General features: G+C 40.1%; 22 protein-coding genes and 4 pseudogenes. 8 read left to right on the top strand and 18 right to left on the bottom strand.

What is annotated here, in order from left to right; all coding sequences use genetic code 11:
• Nucleotides 1-159: 159 nt before the first annotated feature.
• From AC4CUX_RS11510 to AC4CUX_RS11500, 3 genes and pseudogenes are all read right to left on the bottom strand, one after another.
• A pseudogene (locus tag AC4CUX_RS11510) lies at nt 160-945 on the bottom strand (tyrosine-type recombinase/integrase); the annotation flags it as partial.
• A complete protein-coding gene (locus AC4CUX_RS11505; protein ID WP_489774123.1) occupies nt 933-2,261 on the bottom strand; it encodes a phage major capsid protein in 1,329 nt (442 codons plus the stop codon). The pseudogene AC4CUX_RS11510 and the gene AC4CUX_RS11505, both read right to left, overlap by 13 nt.
• Before the next feature lie 94 nt (nt 2,262-2,355).
• Nucleotides 2,356-2,679 (bottom strand): primase-helicase family protein, encoded by a 324-nt coding sequence (locus tag AC4CUX_RS11500; RefSeq protein WP_490792408.1) that lies wholly within the window; start codon nt 2,677-2,679, stop codon nt 2,356-2,358.
• A gap of 44 nt (nt 2,680-2,723) precedes the next feature.
• Here AC4CUX_RS11500 and AC4CUX_RS11495 point away from each other — a divergent pair.
• Nucleotides 2,724-3,014, top strand: a pseudogene (locus AC4CUX_RS11495) (site-specific integrase); the annotation flags it as partial.
• Nucleotides 3,015-3,390: 376 nt separating this feature from the next.
• Here the strand turns inward: AC4CUX_RS11495 and AC4CUX_RS11490 are convergent.
• Nucleotides 3,391-4,383 (bottom strand): Fic family protein, encoded by a 993-nt coding sequence (locus AC4CUX_RS11490; RefSeq protein WP_017395734.1) that lies wholly within the window; start codon nt 4,381-4,383, stop codon nt 3,391-3,393.
• A gap of 199 nt (nt 4,384-4,582) precedes the next feature.
• Between AC4CUX_RS11490 and AC4CUX_RS11485 the strand changes: the two genes are divergently transcribed.
• The 4 genes from AC4CUX_RS11485 to AC4CUX_RS11470 all read left to right on the top strand — a co-directional run bounded on the left by AC4CUX_RS11485 (nt 4,583) and on the right by AC4CUX_RS11470 (nt 8,240).
• Complete coding sequence (locus AC4CUX_RS11485) at nt 4,583-5,260, top strand: cupin domain-containing protein (RefSeq protein ID WP_017395735.1); 678 nt, start codon at nt 4,583-4,585, stop codon at nt 5,258-5,260.
• A gap of 162 nt (nt 5,261-5,422) precedes the next feature.
• Nucleotides 5,423-6,154, top strand: a complete 732-nt coding sequence (locus AC4CUX_RS11480; protein ID WP_017395736.1) for a Fic family protein — start codon at nt 5,423-5,425, stop codon at nt 6,152-6,154.
• A gap of 431 nt (nt 6,155-6,585) precedes the next feature.
• Nucleotides 6,586-6,828, top strand: a complete 243-nt coding sequence (locus AC4CUX_RS11475) for a hypothetical protein (RefSeq protein ID WP_017395738.1) — start codon at nt 6,586-6,588, stop codon at nt 6,826-6,828.
• Between the two features lie 386 nt (nt 6,829-7,214).
• Entirely contained in the window at nt 7,215-8,240 is a 1,026-nt protein-coding gene (locus AC4CUX_RS11470; RefSeq protein WP_005100823.1) for an IS30-like element ISAba125 family transposase, read from the top strand.
• A gap of 12 nt (nt 8,241-8,252) precedes the next feature.
• Here the strand turns inward: AC4CUX_RS11470 and arsH are convergent, their stop codons facing one another.
• The 10 genes and pseudogenes from arsH to AC4CUX_RS11420 all read right to left on the bottom strand — a co-directional run.
• On the bottom strand, nt 8,253-8,957 hold the full coding sequence (gene arsH / locus AC4CUX_RS11465; RefSeq protein ID WP_490792407.1) for an arsenical resistance protein ArsH: 705 nt from the start codon (nt 8,955-8,957) through the stop codon (nt 8,253-8,255).
• A gap of 9 nt (nt 8,958-8,966) precedes the next feature.
• Nucleotides 8,967-10,007: an ACR3 family arsenite efflux transporter gene (gene arsB / locus AC4CUX_RS11460; protein ID WP_161416981.1), complete on the bottom strand. Its 1,041-nt coding sequence runs from the start codon at nt 10,005-10,007 to the stop codon at nt 8,967-8,969.
• A gap of 11 nt (nt 10,008-10,018) precedes the next feature.
• A complete protein-coding gene (locus tag AC4CUX_RS11455) occupies nt 10,019-10,489 on the bottom strand; it encodes an arsenate reductase ArsC (protein WP_489774127.1) in 471 nt (156 codons plus the stop codon).
• A gap of 6 nt (nt 10,490-10,495) precedes the next feature.
• On the bottom strand, nt 10,496-10,816 hold the full coding sequence (locus AC4CUX_RS11450) for a metalloregulator ArsR/SmtB family transcription factor (protein ID WP_489774129.1): 321 nt from the start codon (nt 10,814-10,816) through the stop codon (nt 10,496-10,498).
• A 195-nt stretch (nt 10,817-11,011) separates the two neighbouring features.
• Nucleotides 11,012-11,251: a thioredoxin family protein gene (locus AC4CUX_RS11445; protein ID WP_489774130.1), complete on the bottom strand. Its 240-nt coding sequence runs from the start codon at nt 11,249-11,251 to the stop codon at nt 11,012-11,014.
• An 18-nt stretch (nt 11,252-11,269) separates the two neighbouring features.
• Nucleotides 11,270-12,292, bottom strand: coding sequence for a permease (locus AC4CUX_RS11440; RefSeq protein ID WP_490792406.1), 1,023 nt, complete (start codon nt 12,290-12,292; stop codon nt 11,270-11,272).
• A gap of 56 nt (nt 12,293-12,348) precedes the next feature.
• Nucleotides 12,349-12,783: an arsenate reductase (glutaredoxin) gene (arsC, locus tag AC4CUX_RS11435; protein WP_004988483.1), complete on the bottom strand. Its 435-nt coding sequence runs from the start codon at nt 12,781-12,783 to the stop codon at nt 12,349-12,351.
• Nucleotides 12,784-13,192: 409 nt separating this feature from the next.
• Nucleotides 13,193-13,528 carry a carboxymuconolactone decarboxylase family protein gene (locus tag AC4CUX_RS11430; RefSeq protein ID WP_490792405.1) on the bottom strand — a complete coding sequence of 112 codons (336 nt, stop codon included), beginning with the start codon at nt 13,526-13,528 and terminating at the stop codon, nt 13,193-13,195.
• 55 nt (nt 13,529-13,583) lie between these two features.
• A complete protein-coding gene (locus AC4CUX_RS11425; protein ID WP_489774133.1) occupies nt 13,584-13,979 on the bottom strand; it encodes a rhodanese-like domain-containing protein in 396 nt (131 codons plus the stop codon).
• A gap of 100 nt (nt 13,980-14,079) precedes the next feature.
• Nucleotides 14,080-14,583: pseudogene (locus tag AC4CUX_RS11420) on the bottom strand (TSUP family transporter); the annotation flags it as partial.
• Between the two features lie 83 nt (nt 14,584-14,666).
• Here AC4CUX_RS11420 and AC4CUX_RS11415 point away from each other — a divergent pair.
• Nucleotides 14,667-15,799 (top strand): IS3 family transposase gene (locus AC4CUX_RS11415; protein WP_223235881.1). Its coding sequence is split into 2 segments (ribosomal slippage): nt 14,667-14,919 and nt 14,919-15,799, totalling 1,134 coding nucleotides; the frame shifts between segments, so codons are not numbered across the junction.
• A gap of 61 nt (nt 15,800-15,860) precedes the next feature.
• Here the strand turns inward: AC4CUX_RS11415 and AC4CUX_RS11410 are convergent.
• The 4 genes and pseudogenes from AC4CUX_RS11410 to AC4CUX_RS11395 form a co-directional block, all read right to left on the bottom strand.
• A pseudogene (locus tag AC4CUX_RS11410) lies at nt 15,861-16,148 on the bottom strand (TSUP family transporter); the annotation flags it as partial.
• 65 nt (nt 16,149-16,213) lie between these two features.
• Entirely contained in the window at nt 16,214-17,086 is an 873-nt protein-coding gene (locus AC4CUX_RS11405; RefSeq protein ID WP_017395159.1) for an MBL fold metallo-hydrolase, read from the bottom strand.
• 2 nt (nt 17,087-17,088) lie between these two features.
• The gene (locus AC4CUX_RS11400; RefSeq protein ID WP_005404969.1) at nt 17,089-17,505 is read right to left on the bottom strand and encodes a DUF6691 family protein; all 417 of its coding nucleotides are present in this window, start codon (nt 17,503-17,505) and stop codon (nt 17,089-17,091) included.
• Nucleotide 17,506: 1 nt separating this feature from the next.
• Nucleotides 17,507-17,923: a YeeE/YedE family protein gene (locus AC4CUX_RS11395; protein WP_017395160.1), complete on the bottom strand. Its 417-nt coding sequence runs from the start codon at nt 17,921-17,923 to the stop codon at nt 17,507-17,509.
• A gap of 219 nt (nt 17,924-18,142) precedes the next feature.
• Here AC4CUX_RS11395 and tnpA point away from each other — a divergent pair, with 219 nt between their 5' ends.
• Nucleotides 18,143-18,526, top strand: coding sequence for an IS66-like element accessory protein TnpA (gene tnpA, locus AC4CUX_RS11390; protein WP_034589178.1), 384 nt, complete (start codon nt 18,143-18,145; stop codon nt 18,524-18,526).
• Nucleotides 18,523-18,858 (top strand): IS66 family insertion sequence element accessory protein TnpB, encoded by a 336-nt coding sequence (gene tnpB, locus AC4CUX_RS11385; RefSeq protein ID WP_068523813.1) that lies wholly within the window; start codon nt 18,523-18,525, stop codon nt 18,856-18,858. Before tnpA ends, tnpB begins: the two co-directional genes overlap by 4 nt.
• Nucleotides 18,859-18,863 lie beyond the last annotated feature (5 nt).

Here is an 18,863-nt window from a genome sequence, read left to right as displayed (position 1 = left end):
GGGAAATATAAAATATATCCATTAAGCCACTATGCCAGTGCATGGAATACTGTGGTGCTTAATGGAAAGCCTTTTATAGCAAGGCTTTCAAGGTGATTAAGCCATTAAGCCACGCTTCTGTAGGAAATATATAAAATACAGATTGTGGGGTTAGTGATTTCACTTGGTCTTTTTAAATTGAATAATGCTCTGGTCTGCTATTTCTTCTAAATAATTGGCATACCACTGCATCATATTTGCCCTGTCATCTAAATATTGGGCTTTGTTATATACCCCTGCTACACCGTCCTTAACATGGGCCAAAGCAGATTCAATATGACGCTCATCAAAGCCACGGTTATTTAGTAGTGTACTGGCTATATGCCTAAATCCATGTGGTGTCTGTCTGCCCTCATATCCCATACGGCGCAAAGCCATGATAAAAACTGTATCTGACTTAGGCTTACTCTTATCGGATCTACTTGGGAATAAATACTCAGAAGTGGTTTCATAGGTTTTTAATTCATTGAGTATGGCAATGGCTTGCTTAGGTAAAGGCACAACATGCTCACGGCGTTTCTTCATGCGTTCCTCAGGGATATTCCATAAACCTTGTTCTAGGTCGAACTCAGTCCATTTAGCGCCCCGTAGCTCAGTAGGACGGCAGAACAACATTGCCAAAAGCTGTAAGCCCATACGGACATCCGTAGTCGGGTAATTATTAATAGCTCGAATTAAGGTTGGTAACTCAGCCTCACTCACATGAGCCATATTCTCTTTTTTGCCCTGCTGTAGATACTTCTGAATGCCCTCTAATGGGTTGTAATCAATTCGCCCTGTTACCTTTGCATAATCATAAATATCACGGCACATGGCCCGAACTCGGCTTACCTGTTCATAGATACCCTGCCTCTGCTGAATACCTTTTAAATGATTCATCCACTCGATAGGTTTTATGCTGGTGTACCCGCATCATCAACAGCAGTAATTGATCCAACCACACCAACTTCTAATGGGTTTGGCTCAATAGACCATGCACCAGCATTATTGGCATGTGTAGCAGCAATCAAACTACCTTTGGCAGCACGAACTTTAATAACTGCACCTGCTTCAGCCGTACCACTTAATTCATCGGCAGAATTAACAACTACCACTGGTAATGCTGGTGCAACTCGATCCGCTGGAACACCAGGCAAATCACCTGCAACGTTTGCATCAGGAACAATAACGCCACCCGCAGCACGCATTTCAGAACGCACTGTGGCTAAGTTTTTACGGAAGTTGTCACCATCTTCTAGTGAAACTTGGGTATCAACATCTTCACGAATATATCCATCAAAACCGATTGATAAATTACCGCACCAGTATTTAGCAGGCTTCTGAACAGGACTAAAGCGAACAGGCAGCCCCCAAAGGTATACTTGAACACCTGTACCTGTTGGAACACCAATTAAATAATGACCATCAGAACCTTTTAAGCGCTCAATGACACCCCAGTCTTGTGGATTTAACACATAACATTCAGGTTGTAAGAAAGATAATGCCGCCTTATATTTTGCACGGTTTAGAACATCAAGAGCCGTATCACCTGCTTCAACTGGAACTGTGTCGTGATTGCCTTCTTCCATCAAGCCGCTAAAGTTTTTCGGCTGACCTGTTGCTGGAATGTGACCATTGACCACAAAATATTCAAGCTTGTAACGAATACCATAGGCCAAACGAGTTTCAATATAACTGGCCAACATTGGCATATCTGCCAAAACTTGATTTGATACTTTGATCCAATGTGCAATCACACCAACATTCAATACAAGTGGACCAAACTCAAGACTAGATTCAGGCTTTTCCTCGCCTTCAGGCACAATATCTGCCATTAGATCCCAAGCTGTTTCACGCAGTAACGTCACGATGTCATTGGTTAATGGTGCCCAGTTAATCAGGTCAACCAAGCTCAATGGCTGGAACGGTACGCGATTTAGGTCATTTTTTGCGTATTGGTAATTTTCACCAAGGCTACCTAGAGTCACAATATTGCGTGCTTTGATACCATCAAAAGAAACAGAGGTATTTTTTTGACGTTTATCAAGCATTGCCTTCGCAATTTCAATTGATTCTGTATTACGAACCAAAATTCCCGCAATGGTGCTTGACTCATCAGTTTGGCGGGCTTTCGCCTGATTAACTAAATCAGTTTGAAGCTGCTCAACTTTGGACGCTAGGTCTTTGATTTCTTTTGAACGTGTTTCAAATTCTTGCTTTTCTTCGGCGGTTAATTGGGTCAAGGCAGTTTTCGATCAAACCCTTAAGATCGTTGCCTAACTTCTGATTTGGTTCAAGTACAAGGAAACGACGGTCACGCTCCTCAATAGCAAGCGGCTACACCTCGTTGGATAAGAACACACAGTTAATGTGGTTATTTTGGCTATAACCTGACATGAACTTTTTCTCAATACGAATCTTCTCTCCAGTGATCATGTGTTTGATCAAACCCATCATGCCGAACTTGGACTTATTGTTAAATATTTCTTCAAAAAGACAGTAAAGCTTACGCTCTGCCCAGTCGGTATAAATAGATTCAAGGCCATTTTGACCGAGCGTAACTGAATAACATTCACCATAGATACGGGTCATGATCTTCTCAAAGAATAATGATTTACCCGATCCTTGAACCGCACTACACAGCAACACGGATGTATTCAATTTTGCACCAGGATGTTGAAGTGGGTAAAGATTTAAAACTCAGTAGCGATTACGTCATGATTTGCCCAGAGACTAATGCTCCATTTTTCAATGAGAAACCACCACGTTTGAGAATGGTAGAAGCTATGAAGTCCTGCATGATCCGCCACCGCCCTGCATATAATGCACGGCATACTTATGCAACCATGCTTTTAATGGATGGCGTTAATCCAGTCTTTGTCGCTGATCAACTTGGCCATAGTCTCCAAATGCTGATTAAGCGATATGCAAAATGGATACATGGAGATAAGAACAGAATAGAAATGGCAAAACTAAACACTACAAATGGCACTTAAGGTGCCTTTTTTAATGCATATGAAAATGTGGCGGGTTTTGTGGGGAAGTGTGGCAAAAATGTGGCAATAAAAAAGCCACTTTTGCAAGTGGCTGATTTATATAAAGAATTTTGGCGGAGGTGGCGTCAATTGAACTCAAAACCTAACTCATTCACTTTAAAGCTCTTTTATTGAATAAAAAAATTCATTGACCCAATTTTGACCCAAATTAGATTTAGTGCATTGAATCACTTTAAAATCTTGTTCAAATCCGAATTCAGGATTTGAAGTGGCGTACGGCATTATAGCAGCAAATTACACCTAAAAATAAATGTAATGTTATAATGTTTCAATTAGCTCATTATGATATTAATAATCACATCAACTTCAGTACAGTTCAATTTTTTAATTTGTACTTTTGCTTAGGACTCTTAGGCTTATCAGGAAGGGTACGTTCAATCACACCTGCTTCTAATGCTGGAGTTAAATAATTTTTTTGGAATGTAGCTCGATGGGACAAGTCCAATAGAGCCATAAGCTCAGTTAAGCTATATTCTTTCTGCTCCATATTCTGGATGAGACGTTTAACTTGATCGCTAACTTGTACGCTAGCTTGAGCGGTATCTTGATCGCTGGCATCAGAACTAAGTATTGCATCTAGAATCATCTGCAAAATAAACTCAATAAAAGGTGCAGAATCTGAACGATCTGTGCTCGCTTGCAATGCATCGTAATAAGCTCTTTGGTTTTGATAAATCAAGCTTTCTACAGGGATGTTGAGAAAAATAGGATTCCACTGGCTTAAGATTAAAGTTTGCCATAAACGCCCCATCCGCCCATTGCCATCAGCAAATGGATGTATAAACTCAAATTCATAATGAAATACTGAACTCTGAATTAATGGGTGCTCATTACCTTCAGCCAACCACTGTAATAACTCTCTCATTAAACGCTGGACTTGATTTGCAGGCGGAGCCATATGCACGACTCGATCCCCTGACATCACACCAACACCGCCATGACGATACTGTCCAATTTCATCAATCAGTCCTGTCATCAATATTTGATGTGCTTTCAGCAAATGCGATTCTTGATCAGGATTCCAATCTTGAATTTCTTCATATGCCTTTAGGGCATTACGTACCTCTTGAACTTCTTTAGGTGGAGCGATAATGGTCTTGCCATTCAGAATCGCTGTGATTTGCTCTGTACTCAAGGTATTTCCTTCTATCGCTAAAGACCCTTGAATCGTTCGAATACGATTGGCTTTTCGCAATTTAAGGCTATCTTGGATTTGAGTTAATGCAGTCAAACGCCCTATTGATTCACTAATTTGTGCAATCAAGTGAATAATTTTAGAGGTGATCGTATAAGGCGGTTGATATTTCATGCCATTCCTCATTGATGTAAAAACAAAGCACAGTTGATTAAACTCTAAAATATTAATATTTCATAGCTTAGTGAGTAATATCTGCTATCAACATGCTTACCTTTTCTGAAACAGTGAGCTAACTAATCGCTATTTCTTTTAAAATAAACCTGTGCATTCTCGTTAAAATACGTAGGTTTCTTCATTACAGGACAACATTATGTTTATTTATGCCGACTTCTCACAACTCGTCATCATCAAGCCAGAGGATTACCATTGGGTAAAATCTCCAGGAGGTGAAGTCGATAGAATGATGCTTGATCGTATTGGCGATGAGAAAGCACGTGCAACTAGTCTTGTGAAATACGCACCAGAATCTGCCTTTCCTGAACATCAACATCCTTTGGGTGAAGAAGTCCTCATATTGTCAGGCATTTTTACCGAGAATGCTGAAGATGATTATCCGGCAGGCTGGTATTTACGTAACCCCCATCATTCAACTCATCGGGTTTCCAGTAAAGCAGGTTGTTTAATCTTTGTGAAACTGATGCAAATGACTGAACATGAGAGAGAACCAACCCGGATTAACACCAATGACTTAGCGAATTGGAAGCTTACCCAACGTCGGATGATATGCCCGCTATTTCAATCTGAACATGAGCAGACCTATTTAGAAAAGCTAAAACCTGATCAAATTTTCGTAGAGAAATCAGAACAAGGGATTGAATTGTTCATTATTAAAGGTCAATTATTTTGCGACACTGAAATATATCCAGCAGGTTCGTGGGTCCGTCTTCCCCTCAATAGTGCTGCTAAATTTCAGGCAGGTCCATCAGGCGCAACGCTTTATGTCAAAACTGGTCATCTACAACATGCCATAGATGTGTGGGTGAAATGAACAATAATGTGTTTCCAAAATGAAGCTGTCTCGTGTCTAGAATACTTGGAGCAGTCCACTTACCACTTTTAAAACCCATACAAAATGTAATGATATATCACTACATTTCTGATCTTTCTTTTTTCATGTATGATCGACTAAGACAAATTCAGGGATAAGGTTATGTTTGAAACTATTGATGATTTAAAGAAAAAATTAGATCAACATCGCCCTCTCTCTCCGTCAATTGTCAAAAATTTACAAGAAGATCTTATTGTCCGCTGGACCTATCATTCCAATGCAATTGAAGGTAATACCCTCACCCTGCTAGAAACAAAAGTAGTACTCGAAGGTATAACTGTTGGTGGAAAGGCATTAAGAGAACACTTCGAAGCGATCAACCATAGAAATGCAATTTACTATGTTGAAGATATCATTCGGAAAGAGGAGCCTTTTTCTGAATGGCAAATTCGCAATATCCATCAACTCATTTTAAAAAATATTGATGATGATAATGCTGGCCGCTATCGCCAACAAAATGTCCTAATCTCTGGTGCCACGTCTACCCCGCCTGATTACACATTATTAAATGACAAGATGGCTCAGCTAGTTGATTGGTATAGTAATGACGCACATAAATTTCATCCTATCGAACGTGCAGCCAAAGTACATGCTGATTTTGTAGGTATTCATCCATTCATTGATGGCAATGGCCGTACATCACGTCTATTGATGAATCTTGAATTGCTTAAAGCTGGTTATCCCCCTTGTGTAATAACAGTTGAAAACCGATTGGCCTACTATGAGGCCCTAGATCAATGGATGGCTTATGGAAAAACTGAAGCATTTATCCAGTTGGTTTCTGAAGCTGTACTTGAAGGATTTAAACCTTATCAAGTTGTATTGGGCATTTAATCGGCTTGATCGGTGTATTGATCCCTAGTACTAGATACCATCCACAATTGCATCTAAAATCATTTGTAAAATAAACTCATTAGATGCTGTAACACTGAAGATATGAGCGGTACAAAGAATATCGCTAGTGACTCATAAATCCGTGGTGATTTACTCAATCAATTTCAATCTGATGAGCGAACAGATTCTGTCTATACTGAGTTGTACGACACTATAGGCTGTAAATCAAAAACCTTTAGACTCAGCATTAAAAGCTTTTTTAATAGTTTTTCCTCCAAATCTATCCAATAAGATTTGATCTACAACATTTAGTTCAATAATACTCAATGCAGCATCTACCCCAAAGTACCCGAAATGCAACTGTCATCAATTTGTAATAAAAATCGATTATATCTCGTGTGATAATGCAACTTTTCTTTGCGAGTTTATAAATGTCAGACAAAATCAGCTTAAACTATTTAAATGAACTCATTCGTAATGCTGAGAAAAAAGATAAAAAAATTGACAAGATCTTATTAGGCTATAAGGCGTATTATTTTTTTATGTCTGACAGCGAATTCCATAAAGAAGTCACTAACTCTGCCCTTTCACCAAGTAAACGTAAATATAAAAACTATAAAATCAAAGTGACTCAGGACGAATATCAAATTGATTTAAAATTTCAGGAAAAATAAGCAGGATTGCTCTAATTCTCAGGTTTAAACTCTTTATTTATTGACAGCCATTATGATTAAAGCATCAAAAAAGACAATCTAGACATTAGATGACCTGTTGTACTTAAGATCGTTACCCGCCAATTCAACATCATCTGATACAATCAAAATAACGGTTCACGTATCCTGTGAACTCCTGTTTTCTGACCAAATAGCACTCCGATAGTGTCCTCTTAAAATTTATTGGACACTATCGTGGTATTAATGAGTTAGAAAAGTGGGGCTCAGCGGATGCTTACGATTAAACAAACGATCGAGCCATCCGTTACCCTGCTCACACCATGATTAATCAGGGCAGAGTAAAACTTGAAGTGCGACATAAACCACCTAATTAATTTAAAGGGTTTATGGAGTATATAAAATTGTCATACCATCATCTTAACTTTGAAGATCGTACTGCATTAATGCTTGAGTCAAGAAAAGAAGGCTTTTCAGCCAGAAAATTTGCTGAACTCATTAAAAGACATCCTAGTACGATCTATCGTGAGCTTAAAAGAAATAGCATCAATGACGTTTATCAAGCTCAATATGCTTCTGATAACACCTTCGCTAGACGTAGACGTGGTCACAGAAAACTCAAAATCGATTCAATCCTCTGGAAATTTATTGTTGAAGCGATCCGTTGTTTATGGTCTCCTCAGCAAATAGCAAAGCGTTTAAAGACATTTCCTGATTTGGATCAAACAATGAATGTAAGCCATACAACGATTTATTCAACGATACGAGCATTACCAAAGGGTGAGTTGAAAAAAGACTTATTATCCTGTCTGCGTCATGAAAATAAAAAGCGAAAAGCTAACGGTGAACCTAAAAAAGATTCTATATTACAGGATATTAAAACTATTCATGAGCGCCCAGCCGAAGTTCAAGAAAGAAAAATACCGGGTCATTGGGAAGCTGATTTAATTAAAGGTAAAGACAATAAAAGTTCGATAGCAACACTTATTGAACGAAATACACGGCTCTGTATCTTGGCAACATTACCTGATGCAAAGGCAGAATCAGTGCGCAAGGCTTTAACTGAAGCTCTGAAATATTTACCTGCAGAACTGCGTAAAACGTTGACCTATGACCGTGGACGCGAGATGGCAGAACATAAAATACTTGAAGAAGATTTAGGCATAGATGTATATTTCTGTGACCCACATTCACCCTGGCAAAAAGGCACATGCGAAAATATGAATGGTTTAATTAGGCAATATTTACCTAAAGGGATTGATTTAAATCAGGCAGATCAGCATTATTTAAATCAAGTTGCCATGTCACTGAATACTCGTCCTAGAAAAGCGTTAGATTGGCTTACACCATTAGAGAAATTTGCTCAGCTTGTTGATTATCATAAGACTTTTCAAACTGTCGCACCTCATGTTTGAATTCGCCCAGCTTTAAAGATTACGCTGATTGACTCGTTTAGACAGTTCTTCAGCCGATTCTTTTCGCTCCGAATAACGGTTGGTCAAATAGGCACTCTGACCGCGAGTCAGCAAAGTAAACTTGTATAGCTCTTCCATTACATCAACAATACGATCATATAGCGATGAAGGCTTCATCCGTCCTTCCTCATCAAACTCCAAAAAGGCTTTAGGAACAGAAGACTGATTTGGAATCGTGATCATCCGCATCCAGCGCCCAAGAATTCGCATCTGGTTTACACTGTTAAAAGACTGTGATCCACCGCTCACCTGCATCAAAGCCAGTGTTTTACCCTGCGTAGCACGAATTGCTCCTCCAGCAAGTGGAATCCAATCAATCTGTGCTTTGAAGATTGAGCTCATCGAACCATGCCGCTCAGGCGAACACCAAACCATGCCTTCAGACCAAGCCAACAATTCATGCAGCTCTTTAACCTTTGGATGTTCCAGATCACCATCTTCAGGTAAAGGTAAACCTTTGGGATGAAAGATTTTAATCTCACAACCAAAACGCTCAAGAATTCGCCCAGCTTCCATCACAGCTAGGCGGCTATATGAACGCTCTCTGTTTGAGCCATATAGCAATAAGATACGTGGTGGGTGACTTAGTTCTTTAGCCTGCACTTCCGCAAAAGTTGGTGTCGGTAAAAGATCAGATTCAAGATTAGGGAGTGTCATCTTTGCCTCTTAAGAATTTGGATAATATTTTTTCTTCAGCCACAAGGATACGCTAACCAGTGCAATCAGCACGGGCACTTCAACCAATGGGCCAATAATCGTAGTAAAGGCAATTGGTGAAGCCAAACCAAAGGTAGCAATCGCAACGGCCAACGCTAACTCAAAATTGTTACCTGCTGCGGTAAATGAAATTGCAGTGGTTTTGGGATAGTCATTCCCCATCCACTTACTCATGAAAAAGCTGACAAAGAACATCACGACAAAGTAAAGCGTCAATGGAATTGCAATCCGCAACACATCCATTGGCAAACTCACTACATCACCGCCTTTCAAGCTAAACATGGCTACAATGGTGAATAACAAGGCCAATAAGCTGAGTGGACCAATTTTGGGTAGAAACTGATTCTGATACCAGTCCAGACCTTTGGCTTTCACTAAAGATAGACGCGTCAGGAAGCCCATCAGGAATGGAATCCCCAAGTACATAAGGACAGCATTGGCAATGGTCCAGAAATCAACATTGATGACATTCCCTTCTATCCCAAAAAATGGCGGCAGATAGGTCAGGAAGAACCAGGCATAACTGCTAAAGAACAGAATCTGAAAAATGCTGTTAAATGCGACCAATGCAGCACCGTATTGATTGTCCCCGCATGCCAGTCCATTCCAGATCAGTACCATGGCAATACAACGCGCCAAGCCAATCAGAATCAGACCTGTCATGTATTCTGGGTAATCACTCAAGAAGACTATCGCCAATACAAACATCAGCACTGGCGCAATCAGCCAGTTCTGAATCAGAGAGAGCGCTAATGTTTTTTTATCCTGAAATACTTTGGGCAAAGCTGCATAATCTACTTTGGCTAATGGTGGATACATCATCAAAATCAAACCAATCGCAATTGGCAAGTTGACTGAATTTACACTCATTGCGTCCAATGCGACGGATGCTTGTGGAAATACCACCCCAATCGCAACACCCAATGCCATGGCCACAAAAATCCATAGCGTCAGGTTGCGATCCAAAAAGGATAATCCTGGTTTAGACATGATCTGCTCGCTTAAAGATGGGAAATTTGATTGATTTCAGCAATAAGCTGATGACGGCTCATGTGATGGGTATCTAATGCAAAAAGTGCATCTAAGCGTTTGTTGATATGTTCTACAGTATTTAAAAATGCATGTAATTTTTCTTGTTCAGGCAAATCTAAATGTGATGGATCTGATAGACCCCAATGTGCTTTGATTGCTCCTCCTAAATACAATGGACAAGCTTCTTGTGCTGCCGCATCACACACGGTGATGACGACATCGGGCTGATACTGTTCACAGGCATCAATCGTTTTACTCGACAAACCTTCGGTAGACAACCCTAGGTTCTGTAAAGTCTGAATGGTTAACGGATGAACTTGACCAGAAGGTTTACTTCCAGCGCTATAAGCTACCCAACCTTCAGGCGCTCGACTATTAAACAGAACTTCAGAAAGAATACTGCGACAACTGTTACCCGTGCACAGAAACAAAAATTTCATGAAAACTTACTCGCAATGGCTCTGTATCGATAGAGCTGAGGGATCAAATAACACGGGAAAATTGCTACGTTTAAGTGTATTCAGAATTTCAAAGCACCATTCAGGTAGTTGTGGGTTAATACTGTAATACACCCACTGCTTTTGCCGACGGTCATTCAGCAAACCACTTGATCTTAACAGGGCTAAATGCCGTGAAATTTTTGGTTGGCTTAACTGGAGTTTATCTGTCAAATTACAAACACACTGCTCTTCATTTTCTGCAATAAGCATGACAATACTGAGACGTGTTTCATCAGATAAACATTTAAAAAACTGAACGTGGTCCATAACTGCTCCCATTCTATTATGTAAATATACACATATCCATATATTCAGTAAAGAGTACTCATTATAAAAGTATACCCATATCCGTATATGCTTGCCAGAACGGGAAAAATTTAAAACTTCTTAATATCTCAAGACACAGATAAAAAAAGACCCGTGGCTTATGCCACAGGTCTTTTTACAGTTTTCCACATACACTTATTTATTTTTTTCAATCAACTCCACAATGGCTTGTGGTTCCAAAACTTTGCCACTTGAAACGATTTGATTATCTATGATCAGACCTGGCGTACTTAACAACCCTGTTTCAGCAATTTGCATCATATCAGTTACATATTCAATTTCTGCCTGAACACCCATGCTTTTTACAGCTTCTTCAGTTGCAGCCAATAAGGCTTTGCATTTACGACAACCTGTTCCTAAAACTTTAATTTGCATCTTTATTCTCCACACTTTTTATAAAAACCAATAACCCAAAGTATTCAGGGTATAACCAACAATCAAGATTCCCACAAAAACGATCCCTACAAACAGGCTCAATAAACGGGTTTTCACCACTTGTTTTAACAAGATTAGCGATGGCAGAGAAAGTGCGGTGACCGCCATCATAAACGCTAAAACCGTCCCCAAGCCAACGCCTTTAGTCACAAGTGCTTCTGCAATCGGCAAGGTGCCAAATATATCCGCATACATTGGCATTCCCACAATCGTAGCAATCAGAACGGAATACCAGTGTTCCTGACCAAGTAAGGCGGTAATCCACTGCTCAGGAATCCAGTTATGAATTGCCGCACCAATCCCGACACCTATCAAGACATAAAGCCAGACCTTACTAAAAATGTCTGTCACCTGTTCCCAAGCAAATGTACGCCGCTCTTTTGCAGTCATGCTGAAATCTTCATCTTCGCCTGAGATTGTTTGATGATGAGTCACAAATTCAGCCACATACTTTTCCATTTTCAAGTAGCTGATTAATGACCCACCGATGACTGCCAGCACTAATCCAAGTAACACATAGACCAATGCAATTTTCCAGTTAAAGATACTCGCCAATAAAATAATTGAAGCTAAGTCAACAAGTGGTGATGAAATCAGAAAGGAAAAAGTGACGCCTACCGGTAGTCCTGCACGAGTAAAACCAATAAACAACGGAATCGAAGAACATGAACAAAATGGCGTAATAGTACCGAGTAATGCCCCCATGATATTGGCTTTGATTCCTGTCATCCGACCTAAAATCAGCCGAGTACGTTCTGGAGGGAAATAGCTTTGAATATAAGATAATGTATAGATCAACACTGAAAGCAGAATAAAGATCTTGAATACATCATAAATAAAGAAATGGACACTACCACCCAACCGGGTTGCAACGGATAAACCAAATACATTTTCAACGAACCAGCGCACCCCATCCGAGAGCCAGGTCATTTTAAGTAGAACATCATTTAACCAAGCAAAAATTGCGACAATGTTCTCCATTTAGATCTCCTGCTCTACACTGATACAAAGTCCAACAGCGTTAGGGGTTTCACCTTTTATTTTAAGCGTCTGCCTTGCTCATCAATGATGACTTCACCATCTTCTTTAGCAAAAGCTTTTAATTGCGGCAAAGGTAGAATATCTAGCACTACTTCAGATGGGCGACATAAACGAGTGCCCAAATCTGTCACGACCAAAGGACGGTTAATCAGGATGGGATGTTCAAGCATAGCATCAAGCAATTGCTCATTTGTCCAGTTCGCATCGTCTAAATTAAGTTCAGTATAAGCATCTACATTTTTGCGTAACACATCACGAACACTTAAACCAGAGTCCTGAATCATTTTAATCAGCTGATCTTTTGATGGTGGCGTAATCAGATATTCAATTACTTCTGGTTCGATCCCCGTGTTGCGAATAAGCGCCAAAGTGTTACGAGACGTGCCACAGGCAGGATTATGGTAAATTTGAACTTTTGGCATTTGATCCATGAGTATAATCTCTTAAACAGACAGCTTTTTATATATGAATATTCGAATATACGCAATATGGAATATATGATTAACTACAAGTACCAATAAATAAGAAAAGCTCCTGAATCAATCAAAAACCTCCCATTTAGGTATTTCTGAAACGGTGTCAATTAAATTAAGAAGCCAAAGCTTCTTTTCGGATTCTCAACTCACATTAGGAACATCCCTCATCTAACAAACTGATCCTAGCCAAATAAAGGATATTCCTCCCCTCACCCTCTGCTATAGCAAGAGTTTTTCCCACAATTGGAACCTGATCTGCTATCTGTTGAATAAAATGATTGGGCGAAATGCCATACAGATCCTGTGTTTGCGAATAAAGATTATCCCAGTGCTGATTCATATCGTTTCCCAATGATTGAAAAAATTAAGCTGTGAATTCTTTAAATGCTTCCAATGGATTAGCGGCATACATCAATGAAGGACCGCCCCCCATATAAACTGCAACACCAAGCACTTCCTCTAATTCTTGCAATGTCATTCCCATTTTGACTAGGGTTCTGACATGAAAACCGATACATCCATCACATCGTGCTGCAACACCAATCGCTAAGGCAATCAGTTCTTTTGTTTTAGGATCAATAACACCATCTCGCATTGCAACTTGTGACAATTGATTAAAACTTTTCATTAAATCAGGAGAATCCTGCGCTAATGTCTTTATACTGCCTGAAATATTTTGAGTTAATTCTTTGTACTTCATGATTTTCTCACTTGAATGTCCATAAACTTAAGTTAGACTTAAAAGAGAAATCTAGTTATTTCTCTACTGGATAACCCTGCTCTAGCCATGCTTGGAATCCACCCTGAACAGATTTCACCTGAGTAAATCCCATATTCTGTAAAGTATCTGTAGCCAGAGCTGATCGGCCACCCGTCCCACAAATCAAATAAATCGGCTGATCTTTAAGATTTTCTAGTGCTTGCAAGGTATCGCAATGATGGCTCGCCACAGGATGCTGGTGAATTCTCATTTCTAAAACACCACGAGGATAATTCACGGCTCGGTCTATCGCTGCCGCCTGAAATTCATCCGGTTCCCGAACATCAATCAGAATGGTTTTATGGTTTTTCATGGCTTCAAGTAAGCCGTCTACCGTCACTTCTTGAATTCGGTTTTTTGCCATTGAAATTAATTGTTCTGCTGTTTTCATTACTCTTTACCTCTTCCGATCTTTAGAAATCTGGTCTCTGATTAAATATTCATGTCTTTAAAATGCAGTTTTTAAATTTGGCTCTAATCTCTTGCTTGTATTAAGTTATGATGACTGTAGAAATTAAATAAAATGCTACGCTTATGACAGTTATGGCAAAAACCTTTTGGATTTGACTATTCTTAACTAAAGGCATCAAACTTCGACCAATCAACATCCCAGCCATGCAAGCTAAAACGAAAGTCAGCGTGACCGAAACGGGGTATTGAAAACCATCTAAAATATGAGCTGAAATGCTGACACCACCTATCAGGAAAATAATCATCAACGAGGTCGCAACAATACTGCGCATATCAAGATCAGTTACTTTACTCAGTGCTGGAACAATCACGAATCCCCCACCTACCCCAAGCAAACCAGTCAATAAACCTGCCACGACACCAATGGCACCGAGAGACAATGCAGTTTTCATGTTCCAAATCAGACGACCAGTTGTTTGGTTAACTTTACACAGCACACCTGTATGGTCATTCACTTTTTTAAAAAAAATCCGGTAAGCAACCACGAGCATGACTAAACTGAATGCTAAGGTAAGCCATAGAGGTGGATCAGGAAATTTGAACAACACTTATAAGTGATATTTTGCTCCCCAAATGATGTTATAAACATCAATATATGGAGTATTTTATGGCACGTAGACCAAGAAGAAATCATTCAAATGATTTTAAAGCTAAGGTAGCACTTGCTGCGATTAAAGCAGAAAAAACACTTGCTGAATTGAGTGCTGAATTTGATGTTCATCAAAACCAAATTATCGACTGGAAAAATCAACTGATTTCAGCTTCCTCGCAAGCTTTCGATCAATCAAAAGCTCCAACAGAACCACCCATCGATCTAAAAAAACTACATGCAAAAATCGGTGAGCAGGCATTAGAAATTGATTTTTTAGAAGGTGTGTTGAAGAAACTGGGCCGCTTCAACCACAAAAGTTAATCGATGACTCACTTCAGATTTCAGTATCTAAGCAAGCTCAGCTGCTGAAAGTCTCCCGTGGTTGTTATTACTATCGCCCAAAACCTGTGAGTGCATCAGATCTGAAGCTAATGCGGTGTATGGATGAGTTACATATGCAATACCCTTTTGCAGGTAGCCGGATGATGCGTGATTTGTTGAATCGTCAAGGACATCATATAGGACGACGTCATACACGTACTTTAATGAAGAAAATGGGCATTAATGCGTTATATTGCAAACCAAATTTAAGCCAGGCTAATCAAGCTCACCGCAAATATCCATATCTGCTCAAAGGATTGGCTATTCAGCGCAGTAATCAAGTGTGGTCTACGGATATAACGTATATCCCTATGGCAAAAGGCTTTGTTTATTTATGTGCTGTGATTGATTGGCATAGCCGCAAGGTACTTGCGCATAGAGTATCGATTAGTATGGAGGTTACATTTTGCATAGAAACATTAAATGAAGCTATTGAAAAATATGGTCGACCTGAAATATTTAATACAGACCAAGGCAGTCAGTTTACCAGTGATGCATTTATTGATGTATTGAAATCAAATGGCATTCAAATCAGTATGGATGGTAAAGGTCGATGGGTTGATAATGTGATGGTTGAACGATTATGGCGGAGCGTTAAATATGAAGAGGTGTATCTCAAAGCCTACAGCAATGTTTTGGATGCGAAGAAGCAATTAAACGCATATTTTGAATTTTATAATTTGAAACGACCTCATTCGAGTCTGGACAAAATGACTCCAGATGAGTTTTACTATGACCAGCTACCACAACAAAATAAGGTAGCTTAACTAGAGCAGAGTATCACTTATAAATAAGCTTTTAGTTGTTCAAACATGTGGGACCACCTCTCCATACAGGAGAAATTATTCCTCCCAGATGCACACCATAACGTGCTGAAGGAATGCTAATCAGTGCAATCCAAAGCGCAGCCCGATAGCGTACTATCTTCTTAAATAAGCCTTCAAATGTCCCAACCAAGGCAGATAAAGTGACTGCAAGCAAGCCAACAGGTGCAGCTTGTGCGACCGTCCATCCTTGACTTGCCATCAGTGCGGGTACGGCCAGAATGCCACCACCAGCACCGGTTAACCCAAGCAAACCACCGATGGCCAGTCCTTCAAGTATTAGCATCCACATCGCTAGTGCCCCCCTCTATTACCAAACCAATTAAACAAAACTTGTTGTTTAATCTTAAAATTTGCCTATTTGAAGTAATTCAGTGGAAGTTTTAAATAAGAAACACCATTCTCTTCGGGTTCAGGGAATTGTCCTGCTTTCATATTGATCTGTATCGAAGGTAAAATCAGTTTGGGCATACTTAAACCCGCATCGCGCTTATTACGCATTTCAACAAAATCATCTTTGGTCGTGCCGTCGTGAATATGGATATTCTGATTTTTTTGAGTCTGAATATCCGTTTCACACATATAGGTATCGCGCTTTTCTGGCAAATAATCATGACAGAGAAATACACGTGTTTTCTCAGGCAGTTGATACAAACTTTGTATTGAATCAAAAAGGATTGATGCGCTTCCCTTCGGGAAATCACAGCGCGCTGTTCCATAATCTGGCATAAACAGGGTATCACCCACAAACACGGCATCACCGATGACATAACTCAGGCAAGCAGGCGTATGTCCCGGTGTTGGAATGTTATAGGCTTTCAGTGTTCCGATTTGGAACGACTCATGATCTTCAAATAAATAATCAAAGAGCTGCTGGGCATTCCATTGTTTAATATCCAGATGATAAATCGCGCCAAAAGTTTCCTGAACAATACCAATTTTCTGGCTCATGGCGATCTTGCCACCTAACTCAGCTTTGAGATATTGCGCAGCAGTTAAATGATCAGCATGGACATGGGTTTCGAGAATCCACTCGACCGTTAAATCCTGCTCTTTAATATAGGCAATAATTTTATCGGCATGAATAGTGGATGTACTTGCTGATGCCGGATCATAATCCAAAACGCTATCAATAATGGCGCAGGCTTTGGTCGCCGGATCACGTACAACATAACTGAAGGTATTGGTATCTTCGTGAAAAAAATCTTTTACTATAGGTAAATTTGACATCGTTAAGCTCCTGACCATTTACGGTGAATCCATACACCCACCAGCATTGCTACAATAAAATAGAGCACTTGATAGTGGCCCAAACCGATCAAAGTGAAACTTGGCGCCGGACAGATGCCGGCAATGCCCCAACCTGCACCAAATAAAACCGCACCCGTGATCAGCTTCTTATCTATCTGATTATTTTTAGGTAAATCAATAGGTTCATTAAATACTGTTTTCGGTTGCGCCGTACGTAATGCTTTCTGGAAGGGAATAAAGGCCACCGCAATCGCGCCCATCATCACAAAGGCCAGACTGGCATCCCAATCGCCAAACAGATCCAGGAAATCGAGTACTTTTTCCGGATTGGACATGCCCGATACCATCAATCCCACAGAGAACAGCGCACCAAATAAAAAGGCAAACACATTTTTCATTTTAGAATGCTCCTGTGAGATGACGGATAATATAAACAGCGACAAAACCTGCAAACATGAAAGTCATGGTCGCGACAATAGAACGCTTAGACATGCGACTGATGCCACAAATTCCGTGACCACTGGTACAGCCCGAACCTAAGCGCGTCCCAAAACCCACCAGCAGACCTGCCACAATCATCATCAGTGGGCTGGCATTCAATTCGATTTCAGGTTGTACAAACAGACCATAAATAAACGGTGTGAGAATCAAGCCTGATAAAAACCAGATTGCAGGTGTTTTAAACATGGTTTTTGAGTTTAATACTTGCCCAATCAAACCACTGATTCCTGCAATACGGCCATTGACGTAAAGATAGCCAACCACGGAAAGCCCGAGCATTAAGCCGCCAATAAATGCGATGAGGAAGTCATGCATGATGAATTAATCCCTACATAATATACTTTTTTATATTATATAATGAAAAATATTAATCAAGCAGTTTTATGGTAAATTATGTAAACTGCACGGGCTACATCAAAAGTTGTGAGGACATTTATGGATATGATTGGTAAGCGTCCGCTGAACACACCTTATGAATTCATCCTATAAGCCTTAATTTAGTCCCCACTTAAAAACAAGTGGGGACTAAAATTTATGACTACAAATCACCAGACATCCATCGCATCTCTTGCGAAAAAACGAAGAACATACAGTGCTGAATTTAAACAGCAGATCGTTCAGGCTTGTAAAGCACCGGACGTTTCAATTGCTTCGGTCGCTTTGCAACATGGATTGAATACAAATCTTGTATCCAAATGGATTCGCTTAATTGATGGTAAGCCAGGGAATGATCGCTCACCACTACCGAATAAACCTGCATTTATTGCCTTATCTTGCTCTGCACCATTAGATCCTACTCCTACTGACATGTTAACGGTTCAAATTACTTTACCCCACTCAAAAGCAGAAATTGGCTTGAAATGGCAGACATCAGAAATACCTGCCTTGGCAGAATTACTCAAGGCACTTGCAACATGATCCGCATTGATGAAATCTGGTTGTCTACTCAGCCCATGGACATGCGTGCAGGTATGGATACGGCCATGGCTCAGGTGGTGAGAGCCTTTGGCTACATCAAACCGCATTGTGCTTACCTGTTCTGTAATAAACGTGGCCATCGCATGAAAGTGCTGGTACATGATGGACTGGGCATCTGGCTGTGTGCCCGGCGTTTGGAACAGGGTAAATTTCACTGGGCTCAAGTTCACCAAGGTGAAACCGTGGCCCTCAGCCCGGAACAGTTACAGGCATTAATCCAAGGTTTGCCCTGGCAGAGAATTGGATTGCAGCAAGTGGTGAATATGCTCTAAACCAA

Source organism: Acinetobacter sp. 231_lipA (assembly GCF_058243005.1).
Note: the sequence above shows the minus strand (reverse complement) of the source record. Positions and strands in the feature narration are given on the sequence as shown.